This window comes from Bradyrhizobium algeriense (genome assembly GCF_003062295.1).
In the GTDB taxonomy this organism is placed as follows: domain Bacteria; phylum Pseudomonadota; class Alphaproteobacteria; order Rhizobiales; family Xanthobacteraceae; genus Bradyrhizobium; species Bradyrhizobium algeriense.
Genome location: NZ_PYCN01000001.1, coordinates 220,217 through 245,459 on the forward strand (window position 1 = coordinate 220,217; position 25,243 = coordinate 245,459).

General features: G+C 63.2%; 19 protein-coding genes. 4 read left to right on the forward strand and 15 right to left on the reverse strand.

Annotated features, from left to right (window positions below; all coding sequences use genetic code 11):
- Positions 1–341: 341 nt before the first annotated feature.
- Genes C7G61_RS01075 through C7G61_RS01085 form a run of 3 tightly spaced genes read right to left on the reverse strand, consistent with a single transcriptional unit; the run spans position 342 to position 2,940 of the window.
- On the reverse strand, positions 342–755 hold the full coding sequence (locus tag C7G61_RS01075) for a Rieske (2Fe-2S) protein (RefSeq protein ID WP_108512224.1): 414 nt from the start codon (positions 753–755) through the stop codon (positions 342–344).
- Complete coding sequence (locus C7G61_RS01080; protein ID WP_108512225.1) at positions 755–1,864, reverse strand: amidohydrolase family protein; 1,110 nt, start codon at positions 1,862–1,864, stop codon at positions 755–757. Before C7G61_RS01080 ends, C7G61_RS01075 begins: the two co-directional genes overlap by 1 nt.
- Positions 1,861–2,940 carry an amidohydrolase family protein gene (locus C7G61_RS01085; protein ID WP_108512226.1) on the reverse strand — a complete coding sequence of 360 codons (1,080 nt, stop codon included), beginning with the start codon at positions 2,938–2,940 and terminating at the stop codon, positions 1,861–1,863. The genes C7G61_RS01080 and C7G61_RS01085 overlap by 4 nt, the downstream gene beginning before the upstream one ends.
- A 136-nt stretch (positions 2,941–3,076) precedes the next feature.
- On the opposite strand from C7G61_RS01085, the gene C7G61_RS01090 reads away from it, so the two are divergent.
- Positions 3,077–3,559, forward strand: a complete 483-nt coding sequence (locus C7G61_RS01090; RefSeq protein ID WP_108512227.1) for a CinA family protein — start codon at positions 3,077–3,079, stop codon at positions 3,557–3,559.
- 161 nt (positions 3,560–3,720) lie between these two features.
- Positions 3,721–4,611: a hypothetical protein gene (locus tag C7G61_RS01095; RefSeq protein ID WP_108512228.1), complete on the forward strand. Its 891-nt coding sequence runs from the start codon at positions 3,721–3,723 to the stop codon at positions 4,609–4,611.
- 162 nt (positions 4,612–4,773) lie between these two features.
- On the opposite strand, the gene C7G61_RS01100 is transcribed toward C7G61_RS01095, so the two are convergent.
- The 3 genes from C7G61_RS01100 to C7G61_RS01110 form a co-directional block, all read right to left on the reverse strand.
- Positions 4,774–6,084, reverse strand: a complete 1,311-nt coding sequence (locus C7G61_RS01100; protein WP_108512229.1) for an HlyD family type I secretion periplasmic adaptor subunit — start codon at positions 6,082–6,084, stop codon at positions 4,774–4,776.
- Entirely contained in the window at positions 6,081–7,826 is a 1,746-nt protein-coding gene (locus tag C7G61_RS01105) for a type I secretion system permease/ATPase (protein ID WP_108512230.1), read from the reverse strand. The genes C7G61_RS01100 and C7G61_RS01105 overlap by 4 nt, the downstream gene beginning before the upstream one ends.
- A 376-nt stretch (positions 7,827–8,202) precedes the next feature.
- Positions 8,203–8,472, reverse strand: a complete 270-nt coding sequence (locus C7G61_RS01110; protein ID WP_108512231.1) for a GlsB/YeaQ/YmgE family stress response membrane protein — start codon at positions 8,470–8,472, stop codon at positions 8,203–8,205.
- 52 nt (positions 8,473–8,524) lie between these two features.
- Between C7G61_RS01110 and C7G61_RS01115 the strand changes: the two genes are divergently transcribed.
- Positions 8,525–8,851 carry a hypothetical protein gene (locus tag C7G61_RS01115; RefSeq protein ID WP_145963538.1) on the forward strand — a complete coding sequence of 109 codons (327 nt, stop codon included), beginning with the start codon at positions 8,525–8,527 and terminating at the stop codon, positions 8,849–8,851.
- Positions 8,852–9,010: 159 nt separating this feature from the next.
- Here the strand turns inward: C7G61_RS01115 and C7G61_RS01120 are convergent, their stop codons facing one another.
- From C7G61_RS01120 to C7G61_RS01150, 7 genes are all read right to left on the reverse strand, one after another.
- Positions 9,011–9,994 (reverse strand): ABC transporter ATP-binding protein, encoded by a 984-nt coding sequence (locus C7G61_RS01120; RefSeq protein WP_108512233.1) that lies wholly within the window; start codon positions 9,992–9,994, stop codon positions 9,011–9,013.
- The gene (locus C7G61_RS01125; RefSeq protein WP_108512234.1) at positions 9,991–11,403 is read right to left on the reverse strand and encodes an amidase; all 1,413 of its coding nucleotides are present in this window, start codon (positions 11,401–11,403) and stop codon (positions 9,991–9,993) included. The genes C7G61_RS01120 and C7G61_RS01125 overlap by 4 nt, the downstream gene beginning before the upstream one ends.
- Positions 11,400–11,597 carry a hypothetical protein gene (locus C7G61_RS01130; protein WP_108512235.1) on the reverse strand — a complete coding sequence of 66 codons (198 nt, stop codon included), beginning with the start codon at positions 11,595–11,597 and terminating at the stop codon, positions 11,400–11,402. The genes C7G61_RS01125 and C7G61_RS01130 overlap by 4 nt, the downstream gene beginning before the upstream one ends.
- The gene (locus C7G61_RS01135; protein WP_108512236.1) at positions 11,594–12,673 is read right to left on the reverse strand and encodes an ABC transporter ATP-binding protein; all 1,080 of its coding nucleotides are present in this window, start codon (positions 12,671–12,673) and stop codon (positions 11,594–11,596) included. Before C7G61_RS01135 ends, C7G61_RS01130 begins: the two co-directional genes overlap by 4 nt.
- A 4-nt stretch (positions 12,674–12,677) precedes the next feature.
- Positions 12,678–13,556 (reverse strand): ABC transporter permease, encoded by an 879-nt coding sequence (locus C7G61_RS01140; RefSeq protein WP_374226588.1) that lies wholly within the window; start codon positions 13,554–13,556, stop codon positions 12,678–12,680.
- Positions 13,557–13,568: 12 nt separating this feature from the next.
- A complete protein-coding gene (locus C7G61_RS01145; protein ID WP_108512238.1) occupies positions 13,569–14,522 on the reverse strand; it encodes an ABC transporter permease in 954 nt (317 codons plus the stop codon).
- Positions 14,523–14,732: 210 nt separating this feature from the next.
- Positions 14,733–16,391: an ABC transporter substrate-binding protein gene (locus tag C7G61_RS01150; protein WP_108512239.1), complete on the reverse strand. Its 1,659-nt coding sequence runs from the start codon at positions 16,389–16,391 to the stop codon at positions 14,733–14,735.
- Between the two features lie 210 nt (positions 16,392–16,601).
- On the opposite strand from C7G61_RS01150, the gene C7G61_RS01155 reads away from it, so the two are divergent.
- Positions 16,602–18,212, forward strand: a complete 1,611-nt coding sequence (locus tag C7G61_RS01155) for an ABC transporter substrate-binding protein (RefSeq protein WP_108512240.1) — start codon at positions 16,602–16,604, stop codon at positions 18,210–18,212.
- A gap of 169 nt (positions 18,213–18,381) precedes the next feature.
- Here C7G61_RS01155 and C7G61_RS01160 read toward each other — a convergent pair whose 3' ends face one another.
- Positions 18,382–20,610 carry a CHASE2 domain-containing protein gene (locus tag C7G61_RS01160; protein ID WP_108512241.1) on the reverse strand — a complete coding sequence of 743 codons (2,229 nt, stop codon included), beginning with the start codon at positions 20,608–20,610 and terminating at the stop codon, positions 18,382–18,384.
- Positions 20,611–20,706: 96 nt separating this feature from the next.
- Positions 20,707–25,200 (reverse strand): Npun_F0296 family exosortase-dependent surface protein, encoded by a 4,494-nt coding sequence (locus C7G61_RS01165; protein ID WP_108512242.1) that lies wholly within the window; start codon positions 25,198–25,200, stop codon positions 20,707–20,709.
- Between the last annotated feature and the right edge of the window lie 43 nt (positions 25,201–25,243).

Here is a 25,243-nt window from a genome sequence, read left to right on the forward strand (position 1 = left end):
TTCCGCCGAGGCGAAGTCTGTTCCACGGCCGGTCAATGCTCCGGGAAAGATGCGGACCAAAGTATTGTCCGCGGCCGAAGAACGAAGAACCGCCGCCGCGGAGGGGAACTCATCACTCACTGGAGCGTGGATTGCAGGTGCTCGGGACGATCGCGGCGACCGGTTCGCTGATCAGCCTCGGGGAAGCGTCGCGTTGCACCGGCTTGCAGCGCAGCGAATAACGCAATGTGCCGACATCCGATTTGTGCATTGCAACCATGGCCCGCGCAGGAATCTTGGGATTTCCTGACTGCAATTACACGTCCAGGTTTGCGTCTTCGACGCGCCGGATTGATCGGCCACTACAAATCGACCACGACGTAATCGCTTTCGACCGACACAGCGAGGGTCTCCGCCACATACGGCCCCTTCACCACCGCCGATCCCGGTTCGACATTGACCGGATAGGCGCGGGCGCGAAAACGCTTCGGGTCGCAATAGGATTGGCCGGTGCGGATGTCGAATTCCCAGCCGTGCCAGGGGCAGCGGATGATCTCGCCGAGCTTTGTGTATTCGATCTCGCCGGGATCGGAGGATTGCGCGAGCCCGATCAGCGGGCCCTCGCACAAGGCCGCGCCCTGATGCGGGCAGCGGTTCAACAGGCCGAAGAACTCGCCCTTGATATTGAAGATCGCGATCGGCCGCTCGTCGATGGTCAGGAATTTTCGCGTACCCGGCGGCAACTCGTCCACCGGGGCAATCACATGACGAACCATCAGCTCAAACCATACAGCTTCTTCGCATTGCCGAGATAGAACGCTTCGCGGTTGGCGTCGCTGACGCCGGCCGGCAACACGCGCGACGGCTCGTCGAAATCCCAATGCGGATAGTCTGTCGCGAACAACAGCTTGTCCCAGCCGATCCATTCGATCACCTGGAACAGATGGTCGCGGCGCTCCGGGTCTTCCATCGGCTGCGTGGTCCACCAGATGTGGTCGCGGATATATTCCGATGGCTTACGCTTGAGATACGGCACCTCGCTGTGCAGCCGCTCGAAGCTCTTGTCCAGCCGCCAGCCAAGCGACGGCGCCCAGCCGAAGCCGGCTTCGATCATCACCATCTTCAGCTTAGGGTATCGCTCGAACACGCCTTCGAGCACCAGGCTCGCCAGCACGGTCTGCTGGCACTGCGCATGGCCGACCATCTCCTCGATGTAGAAGCTCGGCCAGCCGGATGGGGTGAGCGGATTGCCGCCGAAGCCAAAAGCGTGGATGCCGACCGGCAGGCCGATCTCCTGCGCCGCCTCGTAGACCGGCCAGTAGCGGCGCTGGCCGAGCGGCTCGACGTTGCGCGAGAGCAGCAGCACCTGAACGAAGTTCTTGTCACCGGCGCGCTTGCGGATTTCGGCGGCGGCGGAAACGCCGTCTTCATTGGCAACGACGATCGAGCCCTTCAGGCGAGAATCCCTGGCTGTCCATTTCTCGATCTGCCAGTCGTTGATCGCGGAGCAGATCGCGCCGGCCAGATCCTGGTTGCGCAACCCCTGCCCGCTGGCGAGCGGATTGAGCACGCCGAGCGCAACGTTGTAGGGATCGAGAAGCTGCTTCTGCATGAAGGACAGCGAGGAGCCCTGCGGCCCGCCTTCCGGCGGCCAGGCGTCGCGGCGCGAGGCGTTCGGCTGCGCCTTCGGATAGGGCGGGCCTTCCATCATGCCGTGATAGGCCTGCTTGCCATAGGTCTCGAGATGTTCGTGCCAGCGTCTTTCCAGGAAAGGATAGAGTTCGTCCGCCGTCGCACGGGCCGGATGGATGTCGCAATCGGCGATGGCGGTCTTGACGCTGACAGACGCTGATGGCCCCGGACGGTCGCGGAACTGGACGTTCATGGCGTCGTCTCCTTTGCGAATTCCAATCGGCGGTAGGTCTTGAGCGGGTTGTCGATCATGATCTTGCGAACAAGATCGGGGGAAATCCCCTCGGGCAGCACCGCGTCGCCGTCGAATTGCCAATGCGGATAGTCGGTCGAGAATAGGAGCAATTCGTCCGACTGCATATGGTCAAACAGGCGGTTCAGGGTTGCGGGATCGGGCGGCGCATCGACCGGCTGCAGCGAGAAGCGGATATTGCTGCGCACAATCTCCAGCGGCGCGCGATCGACCCACGGCGTTTCCATCCGTATGCCGCGCCAGAACTTGTGCAGCCGCCACAGATAGGCCGGCAGCCAGGTGAAGCCGCTTTCCAGCATCACCATCTTCAGACCAGGGTGGCGGGCGAACACGCCCTCCACGATCAGGCTGGTGAGTTGGGTCTGGAACGCGGTGGCTTGGGCTACGTAATCCTCGATGTGATAGGAGCCCCAGCCGACCGAGGTCGGCGGGTTATGATAGGCGCTGCCGGCGTGGATGCCGATGGTGAGGCCCAGCCGTTCGGCCGCCGCATAGATCGGCCAGTAGGCGCGCTTGCCCAAGGGCATGTCGCCCATGACAAGCACCAGCACCTGGACGAAGCGCTTGTCGGCGGCGCAGCGCTCGATCTCGGCAACGGATTTTTCGACGCTTTGCACAGGGATCACGATCGAGCCGCGCAGCCGCGCGTCCTTGTCGAGCCATTCTTTGGCCAGCCAGTCGTTCAGCGCGCGGCAGAACGCGTCCTGCATGTCTTCGGAGAACACCATCTGCACGCCGTACAAGGGATTGCAGATGCCGTAAGCTGTGCCGAACCGGTCGAGCGCCTGCTTCTGCATGTCGGCGAGGTCTGAACCCGGCTTGCCCTGCCCCGGTCGCCAGTCCGGCCGCGACGAGATCGGCGAATTGGTCGGATAGGACTGCGAGACCAGGTCAGTCATGCCGCGCGTCGTCACCTGGTCGCGCCAGTAGTCGTTCATGTAGGGCAGCAGGCTGGTCAGATGAGGAACGGCGGGATGCAGATCGCAATCCACGCCGCCGGGAAGCGGCGACGTCATGATGTTTCCTCTTCGGCCCGCGTGGACCGCGGTTGTTTGAGGTATTCAATCAGGGCGGCCGCTGCGCCGCAACTCGGCAAATGTGGACCTCCTGTGCTAGGAGGACATGACTGGCGGGAATTTTTAGGGAGTTGAAATGAAAGAGCTCGTGACAATCGCCGAAAAGATTGCCGCTCAACTGATCGCGCGCAAACAGACGATTGCGGTTGCGGAATCCTCAACCGGCGGCCTGGTTTCGGCGGCATTACTTTCGGTGCCGGGCGCATCCGCCTATTTCCTCGGCGGCGCCGTGGTCTACACGCGCGATGCGCGGCGGCTGCTGATGGATATTCCTGACGAGGCGATGAAGGGCATCCGCTCGGCGTCCGAGCCCTACGCGAAACTGCTGGCAAGCCAGGTCCGCCAGCGCTTTGCGACCGACTGGGGCTTGTCGGAGACGGGCGCGACGGGACCGACCGGCAACCGTTACGGCGACGCCGCCGGCCATAGCTGCATGGCGGTGGCGGGGCCGTCACAATCGGTGTTCACGCTGGAAACCGGCAGCGCCGACCGGCAGGCCAACATGCAGGCGTTTGCGAAGACGGCGCTAAATCTGCTGCTGGAGAATCTGTTGAAGTGAGCTGTCGTCCCTGCGAACGCAGGGACCCATAACCACCGCACTTTGTTGTTGGATGAAAGGCGTCGAACAGCGTCTCTTACGACAAACGACACGGCGTATGGGTCCCTGCTTTCGCAGGGACGACGACCGAGATTTTACAGGTATTGACCCGAGGACTATCCATGCCACAACAATTCGACCGCGCCGCAGAAGATCTCGGCAACTCGATCCATTTCGAGCATGTCAACGTCACCATCCCCGATCAGCGGCTGGCGACGCTGTTCTATATCGCCGGCCTCGGACTGACCCGCGATCCCTATCTGATGGTGTCGGACAGCAACATGTGGGTCAATGTCGGCAGGAGCCAGTTTCATCTGCCTGATGGCCCGCCGCAGGTGTTGCGCGGCCATACCGGCATCGTCATATCAGGCCGCGCAGCGCTGCTGGCGCGGCTGGCGTCGGTCGCGAAAAAGCTGGAAGGAACGTCGTTCGCGTTCACCGAGCATAACGACCATGTCGAGGCGATCTGCCCCTGGGGCAACCGCGTGCGCTGCTATGAGCCGGACGCCGCCCGCTTCGGACGCATCACGCTCGGCATTCCCTATGTCGAGTTCGACGTACCAGTCGGCACCGCGAAAGCGATCTGCGCCTTCTATCCCGCGATCATGGGGATGCAGGCCGAGTTCTTGAACGGCGATAACGCCGTGGCGCGGGTCAAGGCCGGCAAGGATCAATATCTGCAGTTCCGCGAGACCGACCGCGCGCAGCCGGAGTTCGACGGGCATCACGTGCAGATCTACATCACGGACTTCTCAGGTCCCTACCATCGCCTGCGGGAGCGCGGCCTGATCTCGCAGGAAGACAACCAGTATCAATACCGCTTTCGCGACATCATCGATCTCGACGGCGGCAGGCACCTGTTCACCGTCGAGCACGAGGTGCGCAGCGTCACGCACCCGATGTTCATGCGCCCGCTGGTCAACCGCAACCCGGCCGAGACCAACCGGACGTATGCGCCGGGTCATGAGCAGTGGGCGTGGGCGATGGGCCCGGATGAGTACGATCGGAGATAGAGGCACAGGGCGCACTGTCGTCCCTGCGAACGCAGGGACCCATACGCCGTGTCGCATGTGTTCAGAGACGCTGTTCGACGGCTTTCGTTCGACAACCAAAGCCGGTGGTTATGGGTCCCTGCGTTCGCAGGGACGACGAGCGGAGAGATTTGCGCACCACCCTCACCTCTCCCTAAACGAGCGCATCAGCTGGTCGCTGAACGGCTTCATCAGATAGGAGAACATGGTGCGGTCGCCGGTCTGGACGAAGGCTTCCACCGGCATGCCCGGGATGATCTTGACGTTGTCGCCGAGGCGGGCGACTTCGGCCGGCGGCAGCGAGACGCGGATGGTGTAGTAGCTCTGGCCGGTGCGCTGGTCGGTGGTGACGTCGGCGGAGACGCGCGTCACCACACCATTGAGTTCCGGCGTGGTGCGCTGGTTGAAGGCGGATAGCCGCAGCAGCGTCTTCTGGCCGATCTGCAGCTTGTCGATGTCCTGCGGATTGACCTTGGCCTCGACCGAGAGATCGTCGGCCCGCGGCACCACCATCATGATGGCGTCGCCGGCGGTGATCACGCCGCCCACGGTGTGCACCGTCGACTGCAGCACGACGCCGTCCTGCGGCGCGCGGATGTCGATGCGGCGGAGCTGATCCTCGGCGGTGACCTTGCGCTCGACGAACTCGCCGATCTTGTCGTTGGTTTCGCGCAGATCCTTGGAGACCTCGCTTACCACGTCCTTGTCAACCTGGATGATCTGCAACTCGGTTTCGGTGATCTTGCCCCTCGCCTGCGCACGCGCGGCGATGTATTGCGCGCGCTCGCCCGACAGCCGGGCGTGATCGCGCTCCAGCACCGTCAGGCGTGAGATCTGGATCAGGCGCTGCTCATAGAGCTGGCGCACGCCGACCAGCTCCTTCTCCACCAGCGCGGTTTCCTTGTCCTTGGCCTGCTCCTGCGCCGTCAGCCCTGCGATTTCCTCATTGAGCTGCGCCACCCGCTCGCGCAACTGCGATTTCTGCCCGGCGCGTCCGAATACGCGCACCTCGAACAGCTTGGTTTCACTCGCCATGATGTCACGGACGTCAGGGTCGTCGGCGCGGTCGGTGAGCTGTGGGGGAAATTTGATCTTGTCGAGGCCGCGCTGCTCGGCCTCCAGCCGCGCCGCGCGCGCCCACAATCCGTTCAGCGTCTTGACGACGATGGCCAGACTCGCCTTGACCACGGTCTCGTCGAGCCGCACCACGACATCGCCGGCCTTGACGATATCGCCGTCGCGCACGCGAACTTCGCCGACCACGCCGCCGGTCGGGTGCTGCACCTTCTTGACGTTGGAATCGACCACCACCGAGCCCGGCGCGATCAGCGCGCCCGAAATCTGCACCGTCGAGGCCCAACCGCCAAACCCGCCGGCCAGCACCAGCATCAGCGAGAGGCCGACGATCAGGTGCCCGCGTATCGAGCGGTGCGCGGCGTTCAGCTCGGCGGTCATGATTTTTTCGCAGCTCCTGCGTCGGAAACGATCTTGATCGGCGGCGGCGATGGCACCCGCTGCAGCACCTGGCCGAGCACGGTTTCCTTCGGACCGAACGCCTGCATGCGGCCGTCCTTCAGCACCAGCAATTGATCGACCGCCTCGATGCCGATCGGCCGGTGCGCCACCACGACCACGATGGCGCCGCGCTCGCGCGCGCCGCGCACGGCACGCGTCAGCGCCTCATCGCCCTCGCTGTCGAGATTGGAGTTCGGCTCGTCGAGCACGATCAGGAACGGATTGCCGTAGAGCGCCCGCGCCAGCGCCACGCGCTGGGCCTGCCCGGCTGACAATGCTGCGCCCTGCTCGCCGATCTGGGTGTCGTAGCCCTCGCGCATCTTGATGATCATCTCATGCACGCCGGCTTCCTTGGCGGCAGCGATGATCGCGTCCGACTTCGCTTCGGAATCGAAGCGGCAGATGTTCTGCGCCACGGTGCCGGCGAACAGTTCGACATCCTGCGGCAGATAGCCGATGTGGCGGCCGAGCACGTCCGACGACCATTGGTCGAGCGCCGCGCCGTCGAGCCGCACCTTGCCGCGGGCCGGCATCCAGACGCCGACCAGCGCCCGCACCAGCGACGATTTGCCCGATCCGCTCGGGCCGATGACGCCGACGCCGCTGCCGGCCTCGACGGCAAAATTGACGTCCTGCACGATGACGCGCTGATCGCCCGGCGGCACGATGCTGACGGCCTCGACCGACAGCCGCTTGGTCGGGGCCTGCAGCAGGGTTTGCTGGTTCGAAGCCGGGACCTGTTCCAGAAGCTTGGAGAGGCGATGCCAGCTCTGGCGCGCGGCGACGAAACCTTTCCAGTGGGCGATGGCGAGGTCGACCGGCGCCAGCGCGCGGGCGCTGAGGATCGAGCCCGCGATGATGATGCCGGCGGTGGCTTCCTGGTGGATCACGAGGTAGGCGCCGACCGCGAGCACCGCCGATTGCAGCATCATGCGCAAGACTTTTGCGACCGCGCCCAGGCCGCCGGCGATGTCGCTGGCGCGCTGATTGCCCGCCAGATAGGTTTCGTTGGCCTCGCTCCAGCGCTTCATCAGGCGTCCGGACATGCCCATCGCGACCAGCACTTCGGCGTTGCGCCGGCTGGTGGCGGCGAGGTCATTGCGCCGCGCCGCCAGCGTCATCGCCTCCTTCGCCGGCGTCCGCGACAGGAACTCGGTGATCAGCGTCAGCGCCACCAGAATGATGGCGCCGGCCAGAGCGGTGACGCCGAGCAGCCAGTGAAACGCAAAGCAGATCAAGAGGTAGAACGGCAGCCACGGCAGATCGAAGAATGCGCCCGGCCCCATGCTGCCGAGAAACGACCTGACATTGTCGAGATCGCGCAGCGGCTGCAGGCCCTCGTTGCGACTGCCTACCAAGAGCGGCAGCCGCACCACGGTTTCGAACACGCGCGTGTTGAGGGCTTCGTCGAGTGCAGTTCCAATGCGGCCGAGAATGCGACCGCGAATCAGATCGAGGCCGCCTTGCGCGATGTAGAGGCCGCCGGCGAGAATCACGAGGCCAACCAGGGTCGGCACGCTGCGGCTCGGCAGCACGCGGTCGTAGACCTCCAGCATGAAAATCGAGCCGGTGAGGTACAGCAGATTGATCATGCAACTCATGACGCCGACGCCGATAAAAGCGTTGCGACAGGCGCGCAGCGCTTCACCGAGTTCGGACCGCCGGACCGGAGCGACTGCCATAAATGCGTGTCTCTTCAAAAGGATCAGGTGACGGGCTGGTTTTACCGATGTTTTCGGGCACCGTCTATTTTAAGTCACGTTAACCCCAATCCGGTTCATGCCCGTGAAGAGGGGGTGAAGACGGAAACCGCCTGTTTGGGCTGCAAATTTGACGCCGGCACCAGCCACTTGGCGGGTTGGGGGCTTCAGGCTGCCCGGAAACGGGACTGGAATCACGGACATCGAGACCCGGCCGACTTCGACATGGAGGCCGGGATCGCACGCCACTTCCGGCGCCGAACCCGCCCGCCGTCTTAAGCGCTCCGACCGGGCTTTCCGAAGGTGCCATGCGACCTGCGCAAGTCCCTGCAGATGACTTCAAGCCATCGGGCTGTACCTATAACCTCCCGCCGGTGCGGAGCAGCCGCACAATCAACAGCAAGATGATGGCCCCGATGGTGGAGTAGACGATCTCGGACACCAGCCCGGTGCCGAGGCGGATGCCGAGCTTGGGAAACAGCAGGCTTGCGAGCAGCGCGCCGGCGATGCCGACGAGGATGTCGCCGATGATGCCAAAGCCGGTGCCGCGCACGATCTTGCCGGCGAGCCAGCCGGCAACCAGGCCGACGAAGAGAATGACGAGAATGCCTTCGTTGGAAATCTGCATTTGAAGTCCCCCAGGTTCACGACGCGCAGGCCGGACGACAGCCTATCCATCATTGTCCGATGTGACGAGCCGCAATCCGCACGCCCTCCAACAACGCCTGCAAAGTGAAACTTTTTTGCGTCACCCGCGTTATGTCGGCATGAAGAATGGCGACATTTGGTATGTGACCTTTGGTCCGGACAAGACGGACGAGACGGCGGAGAGCATGACGCGCTCGACCCGCACCTTTAAATCTGAAATCGACGCCAAGCTTTTTGCGATGCAAATTCTCGCCAAGGGCTGGTCCGCCAGCGCGGGCACGCTCAATCCCCATCAGCCGAAGCAGGTCGTGGGGCCGGCGCAGATCGAGCGCTGGGCCGATCCGGGACTGGGTGGCTGAATCATTCACTCGTGTCCCGGACGCGCGAAACGGGTGCACCGCAGAGCCGGGACCTACCGCCGCGACATCTGGACCCCGGACCAGCAGCGTACCACGCCGCAAAGTGCGGCACGCTGCGCAGCATCCGGGGAACGCCCCGCGGAGCCGAGCCTCATCATATCAGCTAGCAGCAGAAATTTCCGCCGCCTCCGCCAGCACGCATCGCGCAGTTCGATCCGGCGATACCTGCACATTGGGCGGCAATCCTTCGCTGCAGCGCGGCTGCGCGTAACTGCAGCGCGGCGCGAATGAGCAGCTTGAGGGTGCCTTGTCTAGCGAAGGCGGTGTGCCCGGAATGGTCTCCAGCCGCGCGCCGCGTTTGGCGCCGTGCACGGTCGAGGCCAGCAGCCCCTTGGCATAAGGGTGAACCGGCGTGCGGACGATGTCGCGCAACCTGCCCTGCTCCACGATCTGGCCGGCATACATGACGGCCACACGGTCGCAGATTTCGATGGCGACGCCGATATCATGGGTCACGAAAATCACGGACATGCCGAACTCGCGCTGCAATTCGCGCAACAGCAGCAGGATCTGGATCTGCACGGTGGCGTCGAGCGCCGTGGTCGGCTCGTCGGCCAGAAGAATCTTCGGCTTGCAGGCCAGCGCCAGTGCGATCATTGCGCGTTGCCGCATGCCGCCGCTCATTTCGTGCGGATAGGCATCGAGACGGCGCCTGGCGGAGGGAATTCGCACCACCTCCAGCATTTCCAGCGCACGGGCCATCCCTTCCTTCTGGCTCTTGCCTTCATGGCGTATCACGCTTTCCGCGATCTGGTGGCCGATCGTGTAGACGGGATCGAGCGCCAGCGCGGGCTCCTGGAAGATCATGGAGACGGTCTGGCCGCGGAACGCCGAAAGTTGTTCGTCGTTCATCGCCAGCACGTCGCGGCCCAGCACGTTCACGGTGCCCGAAATCTGCGTCCGCTTCTTCGGCAGCAGCCGCATCAGCGCGCGCAAGGTCACGCTCTTGCCGGAGCCGGATTCACCGAGCAGGCCGAGCACCTCGCCCTCGCCAAGCGAGAGCGAGATGTCGTTGACGGCATGAACCGTGCGCTCGCCGGTGAAGCGGATGTTGAGGTCGCGAATTTCGACGAGGTTGCTCATACAGCTTTCGGTACCTGGAGGTGATAGTCGGTGGCGCGCTGGAATGCTGATCCGATCCGCACTAGCCCTGCCTCATCGAAGGGGCGGCCGATCAGCTGCATGCCGACCGGCAAGCCCTTTGCGGTGAAGCCGGTGGGAATCGAGAGCGACGGCAGGCCGAGATAATTGATCGGGCGGGTGAATTTTGTGATGCGCTGGATCACGGCCTCCGCATCGAGGCTGTTGCCGACATCGCTCTCGGCAATGGTTGCCGCCGGCATCGGCGCGACCGGTGCGATCACAGCATCGGTGCCGGCCACTGCTGCGAGATACGCCGCAAGCGCGGGACCGCGCCAGCGCATCGCTTCGAGATAGGTCACGGCGGGAATCGCAAGCCCGTTCTGCAGCCGCATCAACACCTGCGCGCCGTAGTCCTGCGGCCGCTCAATCATCCAGCGCTTGTGGAAGGCAGCGGCTTCGGTGGCGAGCACGATCTGGCAGGCGGCGGTGAGCTGACGCTGATCGGGCAGCTCGACCTTGACGATCTCGGCGCCTTCGCGCCCGAGGGTGGCGATGGTCTCGTCGAGGACCCGCGCCACTTCGGGGTCGAGATCATCGACATAGAAGGCGGTGGGCACGCCGATCTTGAGGCCTTTCAGAGAGCCTGTGGTCGCGGCCATGTAGTTCGGCACCGGGTGCGATGAGGTAGTCGGATCCTCAGGGTCAGCGCCCGCCATCAGCCCCACCAGCAGCGCACAGTCTTCGACCGTTTGCGCGAGCGGTCCGACGGTGTCGAGCGACTGCGACAAGGGCATCGCGCCGGCACGGCTGATCAGGCCGACGGTCGTCTTGAATCCGGTGACGCCGCAGAAATGCGCGGGCATCCGGATCGAGCCGCCGGTATCAGAGCCCAGCGCCGCAAAGGTCAGCCGCGCCGCGACCGCCGAACCCGAGCCGGACGACGAGCCGCCGGTGATGTGATCGACGTTCCAGGGGTTGCGCACCGCGCCGTAATGCACGTTGTGGCCGGTCGGGCCGTAGGCGAATTCCACCATCTGCAGCGAGCCGAGCCTGACGGAACCGGCGTCCTTCAGGCGTTGCAACGCGGTCGATGTTGTCGTCGCGACGTAATCGCGGCGTATCCTGGAGCCGCAGGTCACGACCTTGCCGGCGTCGTAATACATGTCCTTGTGCGCCATCGGCACACCGTGCAGCGGGCCGAGATTCTTGCCCTTGGCGAGCGCGGCATCGGCGGCATCTGCAGCGGCGAGCGCCCCATCCGCTTCGATCGCCATGAATGCGTTGACGCGCGGCTGCCATTGCGCGATCCGGTCGAGGCAGGATTGCGTGACCTCGCGCGAGGACAATTTCTTAGCCGCGATCGCTTTCGCAACCGATACCAGCGACATCAGGGCCGGTTCGCCGCTCATTTCGACACCATCGCGCGCTGCACCACGAGAAAGCTCGCAGGCTCGAGATCCATCGGCAGCGTGCCGGCGACGGGCGCAAAACCATCGAACGCCGGGCCGATGGAATTGGCGATGCGCGCGGAGACTTCAGAATCCTGCGGCACGCCGGCGATTTCGGTCATTACCTTGACCTGCTTGGGATCGGGTCTTGTCATGCGGCGGTTGCTCCCTCATCATTTTGTTTGGCCGGCGCGCGGCTGTGCCCGGAGCCGGCAATGGCCATGTAGCACGCCGCCTGATGGCCCATTGTATCGACATCGCTGAGTTTTGGCGTCGCATTTGCGCAGAGCGGCTCCGCAAACGGACAGCGGGTGTGAAACCGGCAACCGGGCGGCGGATCGATCGGATTGGGCGGATCGCCCGAGATCGGCGGCGTCTCGGTGCGGTTATCCGGATCGGACGACGGCATCGCCGCCAGCAGCGCCCGCGTATAGGGATGCGCCGGCGCATCCCAGACCTTATCGACCGGGCCGAGTTCGACCACCTCGCCGAGATACATCACCAGCACGCGATCACTGATATAGCGCACCACGTTGAGATCGTGGCTGATGAACAGGTAGGTGAGGCCGAACTCGCGCTTGAGATCAGCGAGCAGGTTGAGCACCTGGGCCTCGACCGATTTGTCCAGCGCCGAGACCGCCTCGTCGAGGATCACGAGCCGCGGCGACAGCGCCAGCGCACGTGCGATGTTGACGCGCTGGCGCTGGCCACCGGAAATCTCGTGCGGGTAGCGGTTGGCAAAAGTTTCGGGGCGGAGGCCGACCTTACCGAGCAGTTCGCGCGCCAGCGTGCGCGCGGCGCCATCAGCCATGCCGTGAACTTTCGGACCGAACGCGATCGATTCCTCGATCGTCAGGCGCGGATTGAGCGAGGCATAGCTGTCCTGAAACACCATCTGCATGCCGCGGCGCAATTCGCGCAGCGACAGCGCGCGGCCGACCTGCATGCCGTCATAGACGATGTCGCCGGCATCACGCTTCATCAGATGCATCAAAAGCCGCGCAGTGGTCGACTTGCCGCAGCCGGATTCGCCGACGATCCCGACGGTTTCGCCCTTGGCGATGGAGAAGGACACATCATCGACCGCGCGCACGGTTTTACGAGGGCTGAACAGATCGCCGCGCACCGGGAAATGCTTGGTGAGGCCGGTGACCTGCAGCAGCGGCTGCGCGGCGCCGCCGACGTCTGCGACCGGTTCCAGTAGTGCGACTGACGGGCTCGTCTCACTCATCGCGTCAGTTCCTGATGTCCATGGCGCTGCGCATGCCGTCGCTGAGCAGATTGAAGCAGATCGACACCGCGAAGATCATGACGCCTGGCAGCGCCGCCACCCATGGATTGACATAGATCGCGGTGCGCAGCGTGTTCAGCATCAAGCCCCATTCCGGCTCCGGCGGCTTTGTACCCAGGCCGAGGAACGAGAGACCGGCGGCGAGGATCATCGAGACCGAAATGAGCCCCGTCGCGTAGACGAAGATCGGACCGAGCACATTGCCCAGCATGTGCACCCGCATGATGGTGAAGGGCCCGGCGCCGGAGGCGCGCGCGGCCTCGACGAAATCCATGTTGCGCACGCCAGTCGTGACGCTTTCCGCCACGCGGGTGATCTGCGGCACGAACACGATGGTCAGCGACACGATGGAGTTGACGATGCCCGCGCCCAACGCGCCGGAGATCGCAATCGCCAGCAAGACCGACGGGAACGCGTAGAACACGTCGATGGTGCGCATGATCGCGGTGTTGAGCCTGCCGCCGACATAGCCGGCGACGAGCCCGAGCGAGGTGCCGATCATGAAGGCAAGGATCACGGGCAGAATGCCTATTATCAGCGACAGCCGGCCGCCATAGATCAGCCGCGCCAGCATGTCGCGGCCGAGTTCGTCGGTGCCGAGCGGATAGTTCGGCGTGCCGATGTGGCGAAGCCGGCGGATCATCGAGCCCTGGTAGGGATCGGCAAGGCCCAGCCAAGGCGCGCACAGCGCGGAAAGAAAGATCAGCACCAGCACAAACGCGCAGACCATGCTGACCTTGTCGCGTGAGATGCGGCGGCCAACGGTCGCCCAATAGCCGCGCGCCTTGGTGGCGGGTGCGGCTTGCAGGGCGGTATCCGACATCACGGTCATGAATCAGCCCCGCTTGATGCGCGGATCGATCGCGGCCTGCGCGATATCGACCAAGAGATTGAGGGCCACGAAGAACAGCGCCAGCACCAAAATCGTGCCCTGCAGCAGCGGCAGGTCGCGCTGGAAGATCGCGGAATTGAGCAGTAGTCCCGAGCCGGGCCATGAGAACACGGTCTCGATCAGGATCGAGCCGCCGAGCATGTAGCCCAGTTGCAGCCCCATCACCGCGAGCGCGGTTGGCGCGGCGTTCTTGATGACATGTTTGAACACATCCAGTTCGCGCAGGCCCTTGGCGCGCAGCGCCTCGACGAAATCCTGCGAGAGGATGTCACCGGTGAGCGCGCGCACGGTGCGGGTGACGATGCCCATGGGGATCACCGAGGTCGTGATCGCGGGCAGGACCAGATACTTCATGTGCTCCCAATCCCACCCCCAGGCGCCGGAGCCGCCGGGACCGGCGCCGACTGCGGGCAGCCAGTTGAGCTGCACCGAGAAGATGATGACCATCACCATGCCGAGCCAGTAATGCGGCACCGAGACGCCGGCGATCGCAATCGAAGTCGCGACCTTGTCGATCCAGGTGTCGCGGAAATAGCCGGCGATCAGGCCGAACAAGAGCCCCAGCGTGAAGCCGATCAGGGCTGCAGCAATCGCGAGCGTCACGGTGTTGCCGACCGCGCGCAGCACTTCCGACAGCACCGGACGCCCGGTAGCGATCGAATTGCCGAGATCGCCATGGAGCGCGCGCCACAGCCAAAGCCCGAACTGCACCGGCAGCGGACGATCAAAGCCGTAGGCGGTGCGCAGTTGCGCGGCGAGTTCCTGCGATGCGTCTGCCGGCAGCACGGCTACTAGCGGATCGCCGGGCGTGATGTGCACCAGCAGGAAGCACACCAGCGCCACGCTGGCCACGATCGGGATCACATAGACGATACGGCGGGCGATATAAGCAAACACGAGTCACTTTTTCTTCTTCCCTTCTCCCCTTGTGGGAGAAGGTGGCGTGGACGTAGTCCGCGCCGGATGAGGGGTTCTATCCGCGGACGCAGACATTCAGACGAGGGACGCGTATCCGCGGAGAGAACCCCTCACCCGTCTTCGATGCTGCGCATCGAAGCCACCCTCTCCCACAAGGGGAGAGGGTGAGCAAGCATCACGCTCCTGACCTTACGGCGCCATCGACACCGGCGAGAAGTCGACGAACCAGCTCTTCGGCTGCACGAAGCCTTTGACCTTCGGGCTCATCGCGCGCGGGGAGACGTCGTGGGCGACGTAGAGGAACGCCGCGTCATCCACCGAGGCCGCGTGCAGTTCGGCGAGTGCCGCGTCACGCGCTGCGGGATCGAAGGTCTGGCGCGCTTTCGTCACCAGCTCGTCGAACTTGGGATTGTTGATGTAACCCCAATTATTCGACGTTGGCGGCGCCATCGACGATTGCAGGAAGCGCACCAGCGCGAAGAACGGGTCCATTGCCGCATAGGTGACGTTGGTGGCGTTGGCGCCGTTGGCGGTGGGATCCTTGGCGCCGCGGCGCCAGTTGGTGAACAGCGTGTTCCACTCGATGACGTCGAGCTGGACGTCGAAATAGCATTCGGCCAGCGCCTGCTGCAGGTATTCGTTCATCGGCAAGGGCTGCATCTGGCCCGATCCCGAGGCGGAGGTCTGGGTCTTCACCGTCAGCTTCTTGCTCGGGCCAAAGCCTGCTTCCTGCATCAGCTTTTGGGCAGCGGCCTTGTCGTACTTGATCTCAAACGTCGGCTTGCCGCGCCAGGGATGACCGGCCTCGAACGTTCCGGTGGCCGGCACCATCAGGCCGGCAAGCAGGCCCTCCTTGAGGCCTTCGCGATCGACGCACAGATTAGCCGCCTTGCGGACGCGGATGTCGTTCCAGGGCGAGCCTTCGATGCGCGAGAACTGCCACGGCCAGACATGCGGCGATTCATTGGCCTGGAGCTGGAAGCCGCGCTGCTTGATTTCCTTGACCGCGTCGGGCGCCGGCGCCTCGACCCAGTCGACCTGACCGGACAGCAATGCCGCGGTGCGGGCATTGGCCTCCGGCATCGGCAGCAGCACCATTTTGTCGACCTTGGGCACGCGACCCTTGTCCCAATAGCCTTCGTTCTTGACCAGTTCGAGCCGCTCGCGCGGCGTGAACTTCGACATCTTCCAGGGGCCGGTGCCCGAGGCTTCCTTCGCAAATGCCGCCCAGGCGGCCTGCGACTTCGCCTTGGCGTCGGCGCCTTCGGCCTTGTCATAAAACGCCTGCCACTTCGAAGGGCTGGCCATGAACAGGTTGGTCAGGTTGATCGGCAAAAAGCTGTCCGGCTCCTTCGTGGTCAGCTCGACCGTCATCTCGTCGATCTTGCGGGCAGAGGCCAAGGTCGGCATGCGCGAGGCGGTGACGCCGACCTGGCTGGCGTCGAATTGCGGCGCGTCCTGCTTCAGCACCTTTTCAACATTCCAGACCACGGCATCGGCGTTGAACGGCGAGCCGTCATGGAAGGTGACGCCGGGACGCAGCTTGAAGGTCCATTTCTTCTTGTCGGCCTCGTCGACCTTCCATTCGGTCGCGAGCCCCGGGATCATCACGCTCGGCTTGGTGGCCGACGAGAGGTCCCATGCCGTCAGCCCGTCATACATGGTCAGGCCGGTGAAGCGGTTGCCCTCAAAACCCTGATCGGGCTGGCCGAGCGTGCGCGGAATATCGGCAGCCGTCATGCCGATCCGCAGCACCGTTTCGGCGCCGGCGATCTGCGGCAGTCCCACGACCAGCGCCGTTGCCAGCAGCCACGCGGTGGCCGTCTTTTTCGATTTGTCGTTACGCATATGCAGCAATTCCTTCTCGACTTGGGTGACTAATTCTTATGCAAAGGTATGCAACGCCTGTGCCAAGGCAGGCGTTGAGGCAGGCGCTTGTTGAGGGGCCATTAGCCGCACAACTCCCTGTGAATGCGCATGCACGCGCAGGTTCTATGCTCAATCTGGCACCAACCTTGCATTTTCTGGCTCCAGACCCCGCCCGATGGAGCTTAATTCATGCGCACCCGAAATTCGATGCTTCTTGCTGCCGCGGCAATCCTCGGATTGTCTTTAGGCCTGCCTACGATTTCGGCGCGGGCGGAAACCGTTGTGCGCTACGGCATTTCGATGGCGGATATCCCGCTGACCACCGGCCAGCCGGATCGCGGCGCCGGCGCCTATCAGTTCTCGGCCTATACGATCTACGATCCGCTGGTCGCCTGGGAGATGGACGTGTCGGACCGGCCGGGCAAGCTGGTGCCGGGCCTGGCCACCGAGTGGAAAGTCGACGAGGGCGACAAGAAGAAATGGCGCTTTGCCTTGCGCAAGGGCGTCAAATTCCACGATGGCAGCGAATTCAATGCCGACGCGGTGATCTGGAATCTGGACAAGGTGCTCAATGACAAGGCACCGCAGTTCGACAAGCGCCAGAGCGCGCAGGTGAAAACCCGCCTACCCTCTGTGGCGAGCTACGCCAAGATCGACGATTCGACCATCGAGATCACGACCAGGGCGGTCGATTCCTTCTTCCCCTACCAGATGCTGTGGTTCCTGGTCTCCAGCCCCACGCAATATGAAAAGCTCGGCAAGGACTGGGACAAGTTCGCCAGCCAGCCTTCCGGCACCGGACCGTTCAAGCTGACCAAACTTGTCCCGCGCGAACTGGCTGAACTGACCAGGAACGCCGACTATTGGGACAAGAAGCGGCTTCCGAAGGCCGACAAGATCGTGCTGATCCCGATGCCGGAAGCGCTGACGCGCACCAATGCGCTGCTGGCAGGCCAGGTCGATCTGATCGAGACACCGGCGCCGGACGCGGTGCCGCAGCTTAAATCCGCCGGCATGAAGATCGTCGACAACGTCACGCCCCATGTCTGGAACTATCATTTGAGCGTATTGCCCGGCTCGCCCTGGACCGATGTCAGGCTTCGCAAGGCGCTCAATCTCGCGATCGACCGCGAGGCCGTGGTCGGGCTGATGAATGGTCTGGCAAAGCCCGCCAAGGGTCAGGTCGACCCGTCGAGCCCGTGGTTCGGCAAGCCGTCCTTTGAAATCAAATACGATGTCGCAGCCGCCAAGAAACTGGTGCAGGAAGCGGGCTATTCGAAGGAAAAGCCGCTGAAGGCGACCTTCATCATCGCGCAGGGCGGCACCGGGCAGATGCTGTCGCTGCCGATGAACGAATTCCTGCAGCAGAGTTTTAAGGAAATCGGCATCGATGTTGACTTCAAGGTGGTCGAGCTCGAGACGCTCTATACGGCATGGCGCAAGGGCGCGGCCGACGAGATGAACGCCGGCATCACCTCCAACAACATCGCCTATGTCACGTCAGATCCGCTCTACGCGATCGTCCGCTTCTTCCACTCCGGCCAGATCGCGCCGGTCGGCGTCAACTGGGGCGGCTACAAGAACCCCAAGGTCGACGCGCTGATCGACGAGGCCAAGCAGACGTTTGATGTCGCAAAGCAGGACGAGCTATTGGCGCAGGCCCATGCGCTGATCGTCGACGACGCCACGCTGGTCTGGGTCGTGCACGACACCAACCCGCACGCGCTGTCGCCGAAAGTGAAGAAGTTCGTGCAGGCGCAGCACTGGTTTCAGGATTTGACGCAGATCGGGCTGGAGTGAGGAGCTAATTGAGGCAGTCGCGCCCCTCACAACAGTCGTCATACTCTGCGAAGGCGGAGTATCCAGTGAGCCGCAGCCTCTCGGTCAACCCGCTGACGCCCCGGAGTACTGGATCACCCGCCCCAGTGCGCAATTGCGCACAAGGCGGGTGATGACGATTGCGAGTGAACTACTTCGTCAGCAGCGCAAAGGCGCCGTTCCAGTCTTCCGGCGGCGGATTTTCGAGATAGCCGCGGATGCGGGCTTCGTACAAATTGTATAGCAGCTCCAGCGAGCGCGCCTCGTCGGTCTTGCGGCCGCGTGCGATCGCCGCCAGCGCGCCATCCCAGTCGCGTGTGCGATAGCAGGAGAGCATCTCGATGGTCAGGTTGCGCAGGCGCTGGAAGCGGCCGGACTGCGCGACGTCCTCACGGCCGGCGATGGCGTAGATCACCTCCGGCTCCTTCTTGCCCTTCACCATGATGAAGTCGAGTTCGAGGATTGCGAACTTGTCCTTGACCGCCAGCGCGGTCCTGGAGCCGACGATGATCGGGAAGCCATATTCCTTCGACTGCCCCTCAAGGCGCGAGGCCAGATTAACGCTATCGCCGAACACCGAATAATTGAACTTGAGATCGGATCCCATGTTGCCGACCACGCAGATGCCGGTATTGAGACCGACGCCGACATTGAGCGGAATGAACGGACGCCCTTCTTCCTTTGCCTCCTGCTCGCGCGCCTGATTGAGTTCGTCGACATGCTCCAGCATGTCGAGCGCGGCCTCGCAGGCGTTGAGCTCGTGGCCCTTGTCGTCCAGCGGCGCGTTCCAGAACGCCATGATGGCGTCGCCCATATATTTGTCGATATAGCCCTTGCGCGCGAGAATCGCGTTGGTGAGCGGTGTCAGGAAGCGATTCATCAGCGCGGTGAGGCCTTGCGGATCGTTCTTGTAGGTCTCCGAGATCGAGGTGAAGCCGCGCATGTCGGAGAACATGATGGTCATCTCGCGCTCCTCGCCGCCGAGCACCAGCCTTTCCGGCGACTGCGCGAGCTGTTCCACCAGCACCGGCGACATGTATTGCGCAAAGGCGCCACGGATCTGCTTGCGCTGTTGCTGCTCGCGCACGAAGCTGGAAAAGATCAGCGTGAGGTAGATCGCCGTGGTCGACATCAAGGGGTAGGTGAAGTCGATCAGGAGCCTGTGCTGCGTGTAGAAAAATGCCGACGTTCCGATCAGGGCGGTCGCAAACGCCCCGCCAAGCGCGACCAGCGTGATCGGACCGAACAACGGCGCGAACGCGATCACCAGAAGCCCAAACAGCAGCGCGGTCGCGAATTCGACCGCAATGCCGTAGATCGGCTGGGAGATCACCGCCCCGGTCAACGCGCTTTCCAGAATCTGGGCGTGGATCTCCACGCCCGGCATGTTCTGCGAAACCGGCGTGGTCTTGATGTCGTTGAGACCGACGGCCGAGGTGCCGATCAGGACCAGCTTGCCCGCGATCATTTCGGGCGCAACTGTCTTTTGCAGCACGTTGATTACCGGAACGTAGAGCGAAGGATCTTGGCGGGCATAGTGAACCCAAAGCTGGCCATTGCCATCGGTCGGAAGCTGAAAGCCCTTGATGCCGAGGCTCTTGATACCGGCCTTCTCGGACTTGATCAGGATCGTACCCGAGCCGGTGGCGACGCGAAGCATCTCGAAACTCAGCGAGGGCATGGTCTGGCCCTGCGCCAGCATGATCATCGGCACGCGCCGCACGATGCCGTCACGCTCGGGCTTGATCGTGAACAGGCCGCGCCCGGCAGCCGCGTGTTCCAGCACCTTGGTGTTGCGCAGCAGGCCCGGGAATTGGAACATGAAGCGTTGCGGCTCCTCGCCCAGCATCGCCAGTCCCGTCACCGGAAGTGTCTTGTCGAGCGCGGCCAGTTCTTCCGCGGCCCCCGATTCACCAAGCACCACGCGCGACTTGCGGATGGCTTCGGCGAAGACCTCGTCGTTGCTCGGCAGCGCCCGCAATTTGGCGCGGGTGTCCTCATCGAGGTTGCGGAACGTATCGGCCGCATCGGAGGGATTGAGTCGGTCCGGCTCCGGAAACACCGCGTCGAACGCGATCACGACGGCGCCCAGCCTGGTCAGCTCGGTAATGAGATCGGCGATCCGCGTCCGCGGCCATGGCCACTGGCCGATCTTTTCCAGGCTCTTGTCGTCGATATCGACGATCGTTACCGGCCTCGCTGTCTTCTGGCGGGGATCGATGCGCTGGAAGAAATCAAAGGTCCTGACCCGAATTTCCTCGACGGGGGCCGGGTCGGCGGCGCGAAGCGCTGCGAACCCGATCAGCAGCGCAAGGCACAGCAGCCGGGCATAGCCAAAGCGCCGCTGGAACCACCTTCGCAATACCCGCAATCGCTTCATTCTGTTTGGATATCACGGACGGACGGAGTGATTCAATTGAGCGCACCTCGCGTTTGGATTGCCGGGGAGACTGCACGCCCGCTTCAGGTGGCGCTACTAGCCGTGAACGATGAAGTCATTGGCATGCAGGCTACTGGCAACCACGTTTTTCAACAATACGCTGGTGTTATTGTCGAGCGTGATGACCGTATCGTTGCCCTGCTGAACGGCCGTTATGTCGGTCCAGGAATTGATATTGCCGAACTGCCTGACATCGATCTTGTCGCGAGTGACATCGAAATCCGTGATCGTATCGCTATTGATGGTAAGCTCCGGCGCAAACACGAACTGGTCGCCAGCGCCTCCGCCGGTGAGCGTATCATTAGAACCGGTCGCGAAGATCACGTCCTTGCCGGATGTGCCGGTCAATGTCAGGGGTCTCTGTGCGGCCTCGTTGAACACGAAATGCACCGTATCGGAATGGCCGAGGCCGTCGGAGACGGTCAGCGTCACCATGTCGGTTTGCGGTGGATCGTTGCCGGGATCGTAAACAATGCCGTTATCCAGCGCTGCGTTGACGACCGCGAGCGAGCCGTCGCCCGTCGGCGGGATCACGCTACCGCTGGCACTGTTGGCTGCCGCATGAATCGTGAACGTATCATTCGGCGCGGTGGCGTCGCTGTCGGAGACATACAGGCCCGACACCGTCGTCGTCCCGTCGCCATTCTCGGTGATGCTGAACGCGTCGGTTCCGATCACCGGCCCGGCGGCGAGGCTGCCCGATCCGCTCGTCGTACTGTTGGCGCCGATGAGGGTAATAGTCAGCGGCTGGCTTCCGGTATGGCCATGACCGTCACTGACCTCTGCGACGAATTTGATCTTCAGTATGTCGCCGGCATGCAGGAAGTCGAGATTGGCATTGATCGGCTGATAGCTCCAGTTCAGGACAACCGTTCCGCCGTTGCTCGGCGCGGTATCGAACGTCACGTCAGCGGCATCCACCAAGGCCGATATGTCGATGCTGCCCGGCACTGACGCCGATCCATTGTATTCGATCGTGGCATTGCCCTTCACAAAGGCCGTCAACGTGTCGCCGATGTCGCCATCGTAGACGCTGAGCGTACCCTTGATCGGCCCCGAAAGCCCGGTATCGGGCCCCGGAACGTTCCCGGCGGAAATGTTGTCAATCTCGAATGCGTTCGAGCTGCTGCTGAGCACGACCTTGTTGAAGGGCGGCAGGCCGGAGAATTCCACATAGCCGTTCGAGGAGAATGAACTCTGGTTGCCGGTCGGGAACAGCGGGGAAATATCGTTGCCGGTATAGGAGGCGACAGGCGTCGTTCCGTCGTAAAATTTGATGGTGTTGTAGGAATCAAGCGAACCCCAGTAAAGGCCGAAGGCGTTCTTCTCCGAAGCAAAGGTGATGGTCTCGGTGCCACCGCCGCCGATGCTCAGATAGTTTGTCGGCTGCTGGTTCCCAGGTGACGGTGCGTGGGTCGTCGTAGCTGTGGGGAAGCCATTAACGATTCCAGCATTTCCAGACGCCGCAAAGGTGGCGCCGAGCGCAGTGCTTTGGAAATTGCCATAACCGGCGCCGTTGTTGAATGGCGAGCCCGCCGACAGGCTGTCGAACGTCTCCGTGTTCAGGCCGAGCGAGTTTACGCTCACGCCTGAAGCAAGCACGATCGGCTGGGTCGGAGCGGCTAGGATGACGGTCTGCACGGGGGGATCCACCTCACCCACGATCAAAGGCGCGTCGTTGCTGCCGTTGATGGTGACGACAATGTCCTGCGAGGTGACGCCGCCATGGTGGTCGTCGACCTCTACCGTGTAGGTCAGCGTGACCGCCTCGCCATCGGCGAGGTAGTCGAAATAACTATCCGGCGCCGAGAACGACCAGCTCTTCGAGCCCCGCACGCCATCGGTGGAATCGGCGAGCGGCCCGAGCGACAGCCAACTGAGCTGGACCGTGCCGTTGGCGAGGCCCGTCAACACGCCGGAGGCATTGACGCTGGCGATCTCGACATCATGCGTATCGGTCAGATCGGCATCATTGAACGTGATCGCACCGCTTGCGGTATCCGGTGTCGCCGAATCGTGGGTGTCGGCACGCTCAGAGATGGTCGCCGCCTGCTCGTCGCTGGTAATTTCGGCCGTATCATTGCTGCCGGTGACGGTGACGGTGATCGGCTTGGTCACCACGCCGCCATGCCCGTCATTCACGGTTGCCGTGTAGGTCAGGTTGAGGATTTCGCCGTCGGCAAGGAAATCGAATGCACTGTCGGCGGCGCTATAACTCCAGCTCGCCGAGCCATTATTGGTATTGCCAGAATTCTGCACCACCGTCAGCGGCTCATCCACCGCTGCGATCGCCGCGAGTTGCTTGGCCGTGAGCTGTGAGGTGACGTCGACGCTGTAGGCGTTCAGGTAGCTGAACGCGGTAAAGGCCGTGCTCGCCACCGGCCGGTCGGTCAGGTCGACGTCGGTGAAGCTGATGGTGCCGGCTGCGACATGGAGCGCATTTGACCCCGTCGGGTTCGGCTGGTCGAGGTTCGAAAACTCGGCAAAGGCGGCACTCGTCGTGGCGATGGTCGGCAGGTCGTTGGTGCCGGTGACGACGACGTCAGCGCCGTGGATCGAGACCGTAATCGGCGTGGAGATGACGCCGCCATGGCCATCATCGACCTGGGCGACGTAGTTGAGCGTCAGCGTTTCGCCCTTGGCGATGAAGTCGAACTTGCTGTCCTCGATGCTGTAGGTCCAGGTCGCCGAACCGTTGTGGGTGTTTCCGGCCGCCTGCACCACGGAGAGCGGCACCTCGACGGCCAGGATCGCCGCCAGTTGCGCCGGCGTCAGCGTCGCGGTGACGTCGTTACCCTCTGCATCGTAATAGCGGAACGGATCGGTCGTGGAGATCGCGGCGCTGACGACGGGCCGGTCGGTCAGGTCGGCGTCGGCGAAGGTGACGGTACCGGTCACGGTATCGACCGCCGTATTGCCGGTGCCGATCCGCTCCGTGATCGTGCCGCCGGTTGCGGAGAGCGTCGGCTTGTCGTTGGTGCCGGTGATAACGATCGTAAACGGCACGAACGTCGTCTCGTTGCTCGGCGCGTAGTTGTTGTCGACCCGCGCCATATAGGTCAGCGTCAGCGTCTCGCCGGAGGCGAGGAAGTCGAAGGCGCCATCGGCAATATTGTAGGTCCAGGTAGCCTGGCCGGTGTTCTTGCCGTTGGGGTCCTGCACCACGGAAAGCGGCACTTCGACCGCCTTGATCGCAGCCAATTGCTCCGCCGTCAGCGTCGCCGTGACGTCGGCCTTCTGCGCGTTCGCGTAAGTGAAGGAGGAAAACGCGGCCTGGACGCTCGGAACGTCGTTGGGGTTGATGTCGGCATAGCTGACCGTGCCGGACACGCTGTCCACGGCGGCGCTGGCGGTGATGTCGGTGCGCTCGGTAAACGAACTGCCGTGCGCGGCAGCCGCCGGCGGCCCGGGAATGTGATCAGGCGTGGGACCGGGACCCGTGCCAGGCAATGGAGCAGGCTTGTCCGGGACGTTGACGAACTGAAACGTAACCGGGACTAAGTCATTGCTGGCCAGCTTGAGGAACGACGTTTGCGGAACGATCGAGTCGGTAAAGTTGGTCGTCAGCTTGGTGTTCGGGTTGTTCAGGTCGGTGAACTTCTGCGAGAACACGTCGGTGATGAGCTTCTGCGTCTCGGGCGACAGTTGCACCGACGACTGGAAGCTGACCGAGCCCTGGCCGTTGATGATCGTCTGCGTGCCGGCCCGGTTGACGGTCGCGATCGGCGTCAGCGTGGTCTTGTCGAACAGGATGTAGGAGCCGGTGGTGCCGTCGGGTTCGACCAGCACCTGGAATTTCGCCGGCGGCGCACCGCCGTGCGACGGCACCTCGAAATCGATCTCGACCAGCACCGCGGTGCCGCGGATGCCCATGGTCGCGACCGGCGTGTCGACCTTCATGTCGCCTTTCTTGGCGGTGGCGCCGGCGACGAACGAGATCGTCCCCTGCACCAGGCTGAGCAGCGATTTGTTGTCCGACCCGTTGGGATCGTAGATCATTTCGTTCAGCACCATCTTGGCGTTCGACGCGAGGCCGAACACGGTGCCGTCGATGAACGTGATGCCGAGCGTCGAATCGGAGCCGGACTGGACGACGTCGCCTTTGTGGACGGTGTCGCCCTGGTTCAGGATGATCGACACGCCGTTGCGGATCGCGGTTGCGCTGCCCGTCAGCTTGGTGACATGGCCGATGAGAGCGGGAGCAGCGCTGGCGCTGCCGTCGGCCTGCGCGAACTGGATGTGCCCGGCCAGCGCGTTGACGATGTCACCGGTGAGGTGGGCGCCATCGGGCGAGGCCAGCGCGGCGCGCTTCTCGCCCCTGAAGTAATCGGGCAGGACGAGTTCGCGGTCGCCGCTGGTGAGGACCAGGTCGACGCCCGAGCGCTTGAAGTCGCCGGTGAACAGCAGGTGGGCATCAGGAACGATAATGGCGTCGACCGGCGCATGCGTCGAAACGCTGTCGACGCGGACGGAACCATGGGGGTGCGAACCATGGGCGTCCGACAGCACATCGGTAAATTTACCGGCCAAGCTCAAAATGGCACCGTTGCCGCTAAGGTTAATATTTATACAA

Excerpts from the sequence above, each read along its gene's own strand:
- C7G61_RS01125 (WP_108512234.1), bottom strand. The coding sequence starts at position 11,403 with ATGAGCGGCGAACCGGCCCTGATGTCGCTGGTATCGGTTGCGAAAGCG.
- C7G61_RS01075 (WP_108512224.1), bottom strand. The coding sequence starts at position 755 with ATGGTTCGTCATGTGATTGCCCCGGTGGACGAGTTGCCGCCGGGTACG.
- C7G61_RS01120 (WP_108512233.1), bottom strand. The coding sequence starts at position 9,994 with ATGAGCAACCTCGTCGAAATTCGCGACCTCAACATCCGCTTCACCGGC.
- C7G61_RS01090 (WP_108512227.1), top strand. The coding sequence starts at position 3,077 with ATGAAAGAGCTCGTGACAATCGCCGAAAAGATTGCCGCTCAACTGATC.
- C7G61_RS01155 (WP_108512240.1), top strand. The coding sequence starts at position 16,602 with ATGCGCACCCGAAATTCGATGCTTCTTGCTGCCGCGGCAATCCTCGGA.
- C7G61_RS01135 (WP_108512236.1), bottom strand. The coding sequence starts at position 12,673 with ATGAGTGAGACGAGCCCGTCAGTCGCACTACTGGAACCGGTCGCAGAC.
- C7G61_RS01140 (WP_374226588.1), bottom strand. The coding sequence starts at position 13,556 with ATGTCGGATACCGCCCTGCAAGCCGCACCCGCCACCAAGGCGCGCGGC.
- C7G61_RS01085 (WP_108512226.1), bottom strand. The coding sequence starts at position 2,940 with ATGACGTCGCCGCTTCCCGGCGGCGTGGATTGCGATCTGCATCCCGCC.
- C7G61_RS01100 (WP_108512229.1), bottom strand. The coding sequence starts at position 6,084 with ATGACCGCCGAGCTGAACGCCGCGCACCGCTCGATACGCGGGCACCTG.
- C7G61_RS01150 (WP_108512239.1), bottom strand. The coding sequence starts at position 16,391 with ATGCGTAACGACAAATCGAAAAAGACGGCCACCGCGTGGCTGCTGGCA.
- C7G61_RS01095 (WP_108512228.1), top strand. The coding sequence starts at position 3,721 with ATGCCACAACAATTCGACCGCGCCGCAGAAGATCTCGGCAACTCGATC.
- C7G61_RS01080 (WP_108512225.1), bottom strand. The coding sequence starts at position 1,864 with ATGAACGTCCAGTTCCGCGACCGTCCGGGGCCATCAGCGTCTGTCAGC.
- C7G61_RS01160 (WP_108512241.1), bottom strand. The coding sequence starts at position 20,610 with ATGAAGCGATTGCGGGTATTGCGAAGGTGGTTCCAGCGGCGCTTTGGC.
- C7G61_RS01110 (WP_108512231.1), bottom strand. The coding sequence starts at position 8,472 with ATGCAGATTTCCAACGAAGGCATTCTCGTCATTCTCTTCGTCGGCCTG.
- C7G61_RS01130 (WP_108512235.1), bottom strand. The coding sequence starts at position 11,597 with ATGACAAGACCCGATCCCAAGCAGGTCAAGGTAATGACCGAAATCGCC.
- C7G61_RS01105 (WP_108512230.1), bottom strand. The coding sequence starts at position 7,826 with ATGGCAGTCGCTCCGGTCCGGCGGTCCGAACTCGGTGAAGCGCTGCGC.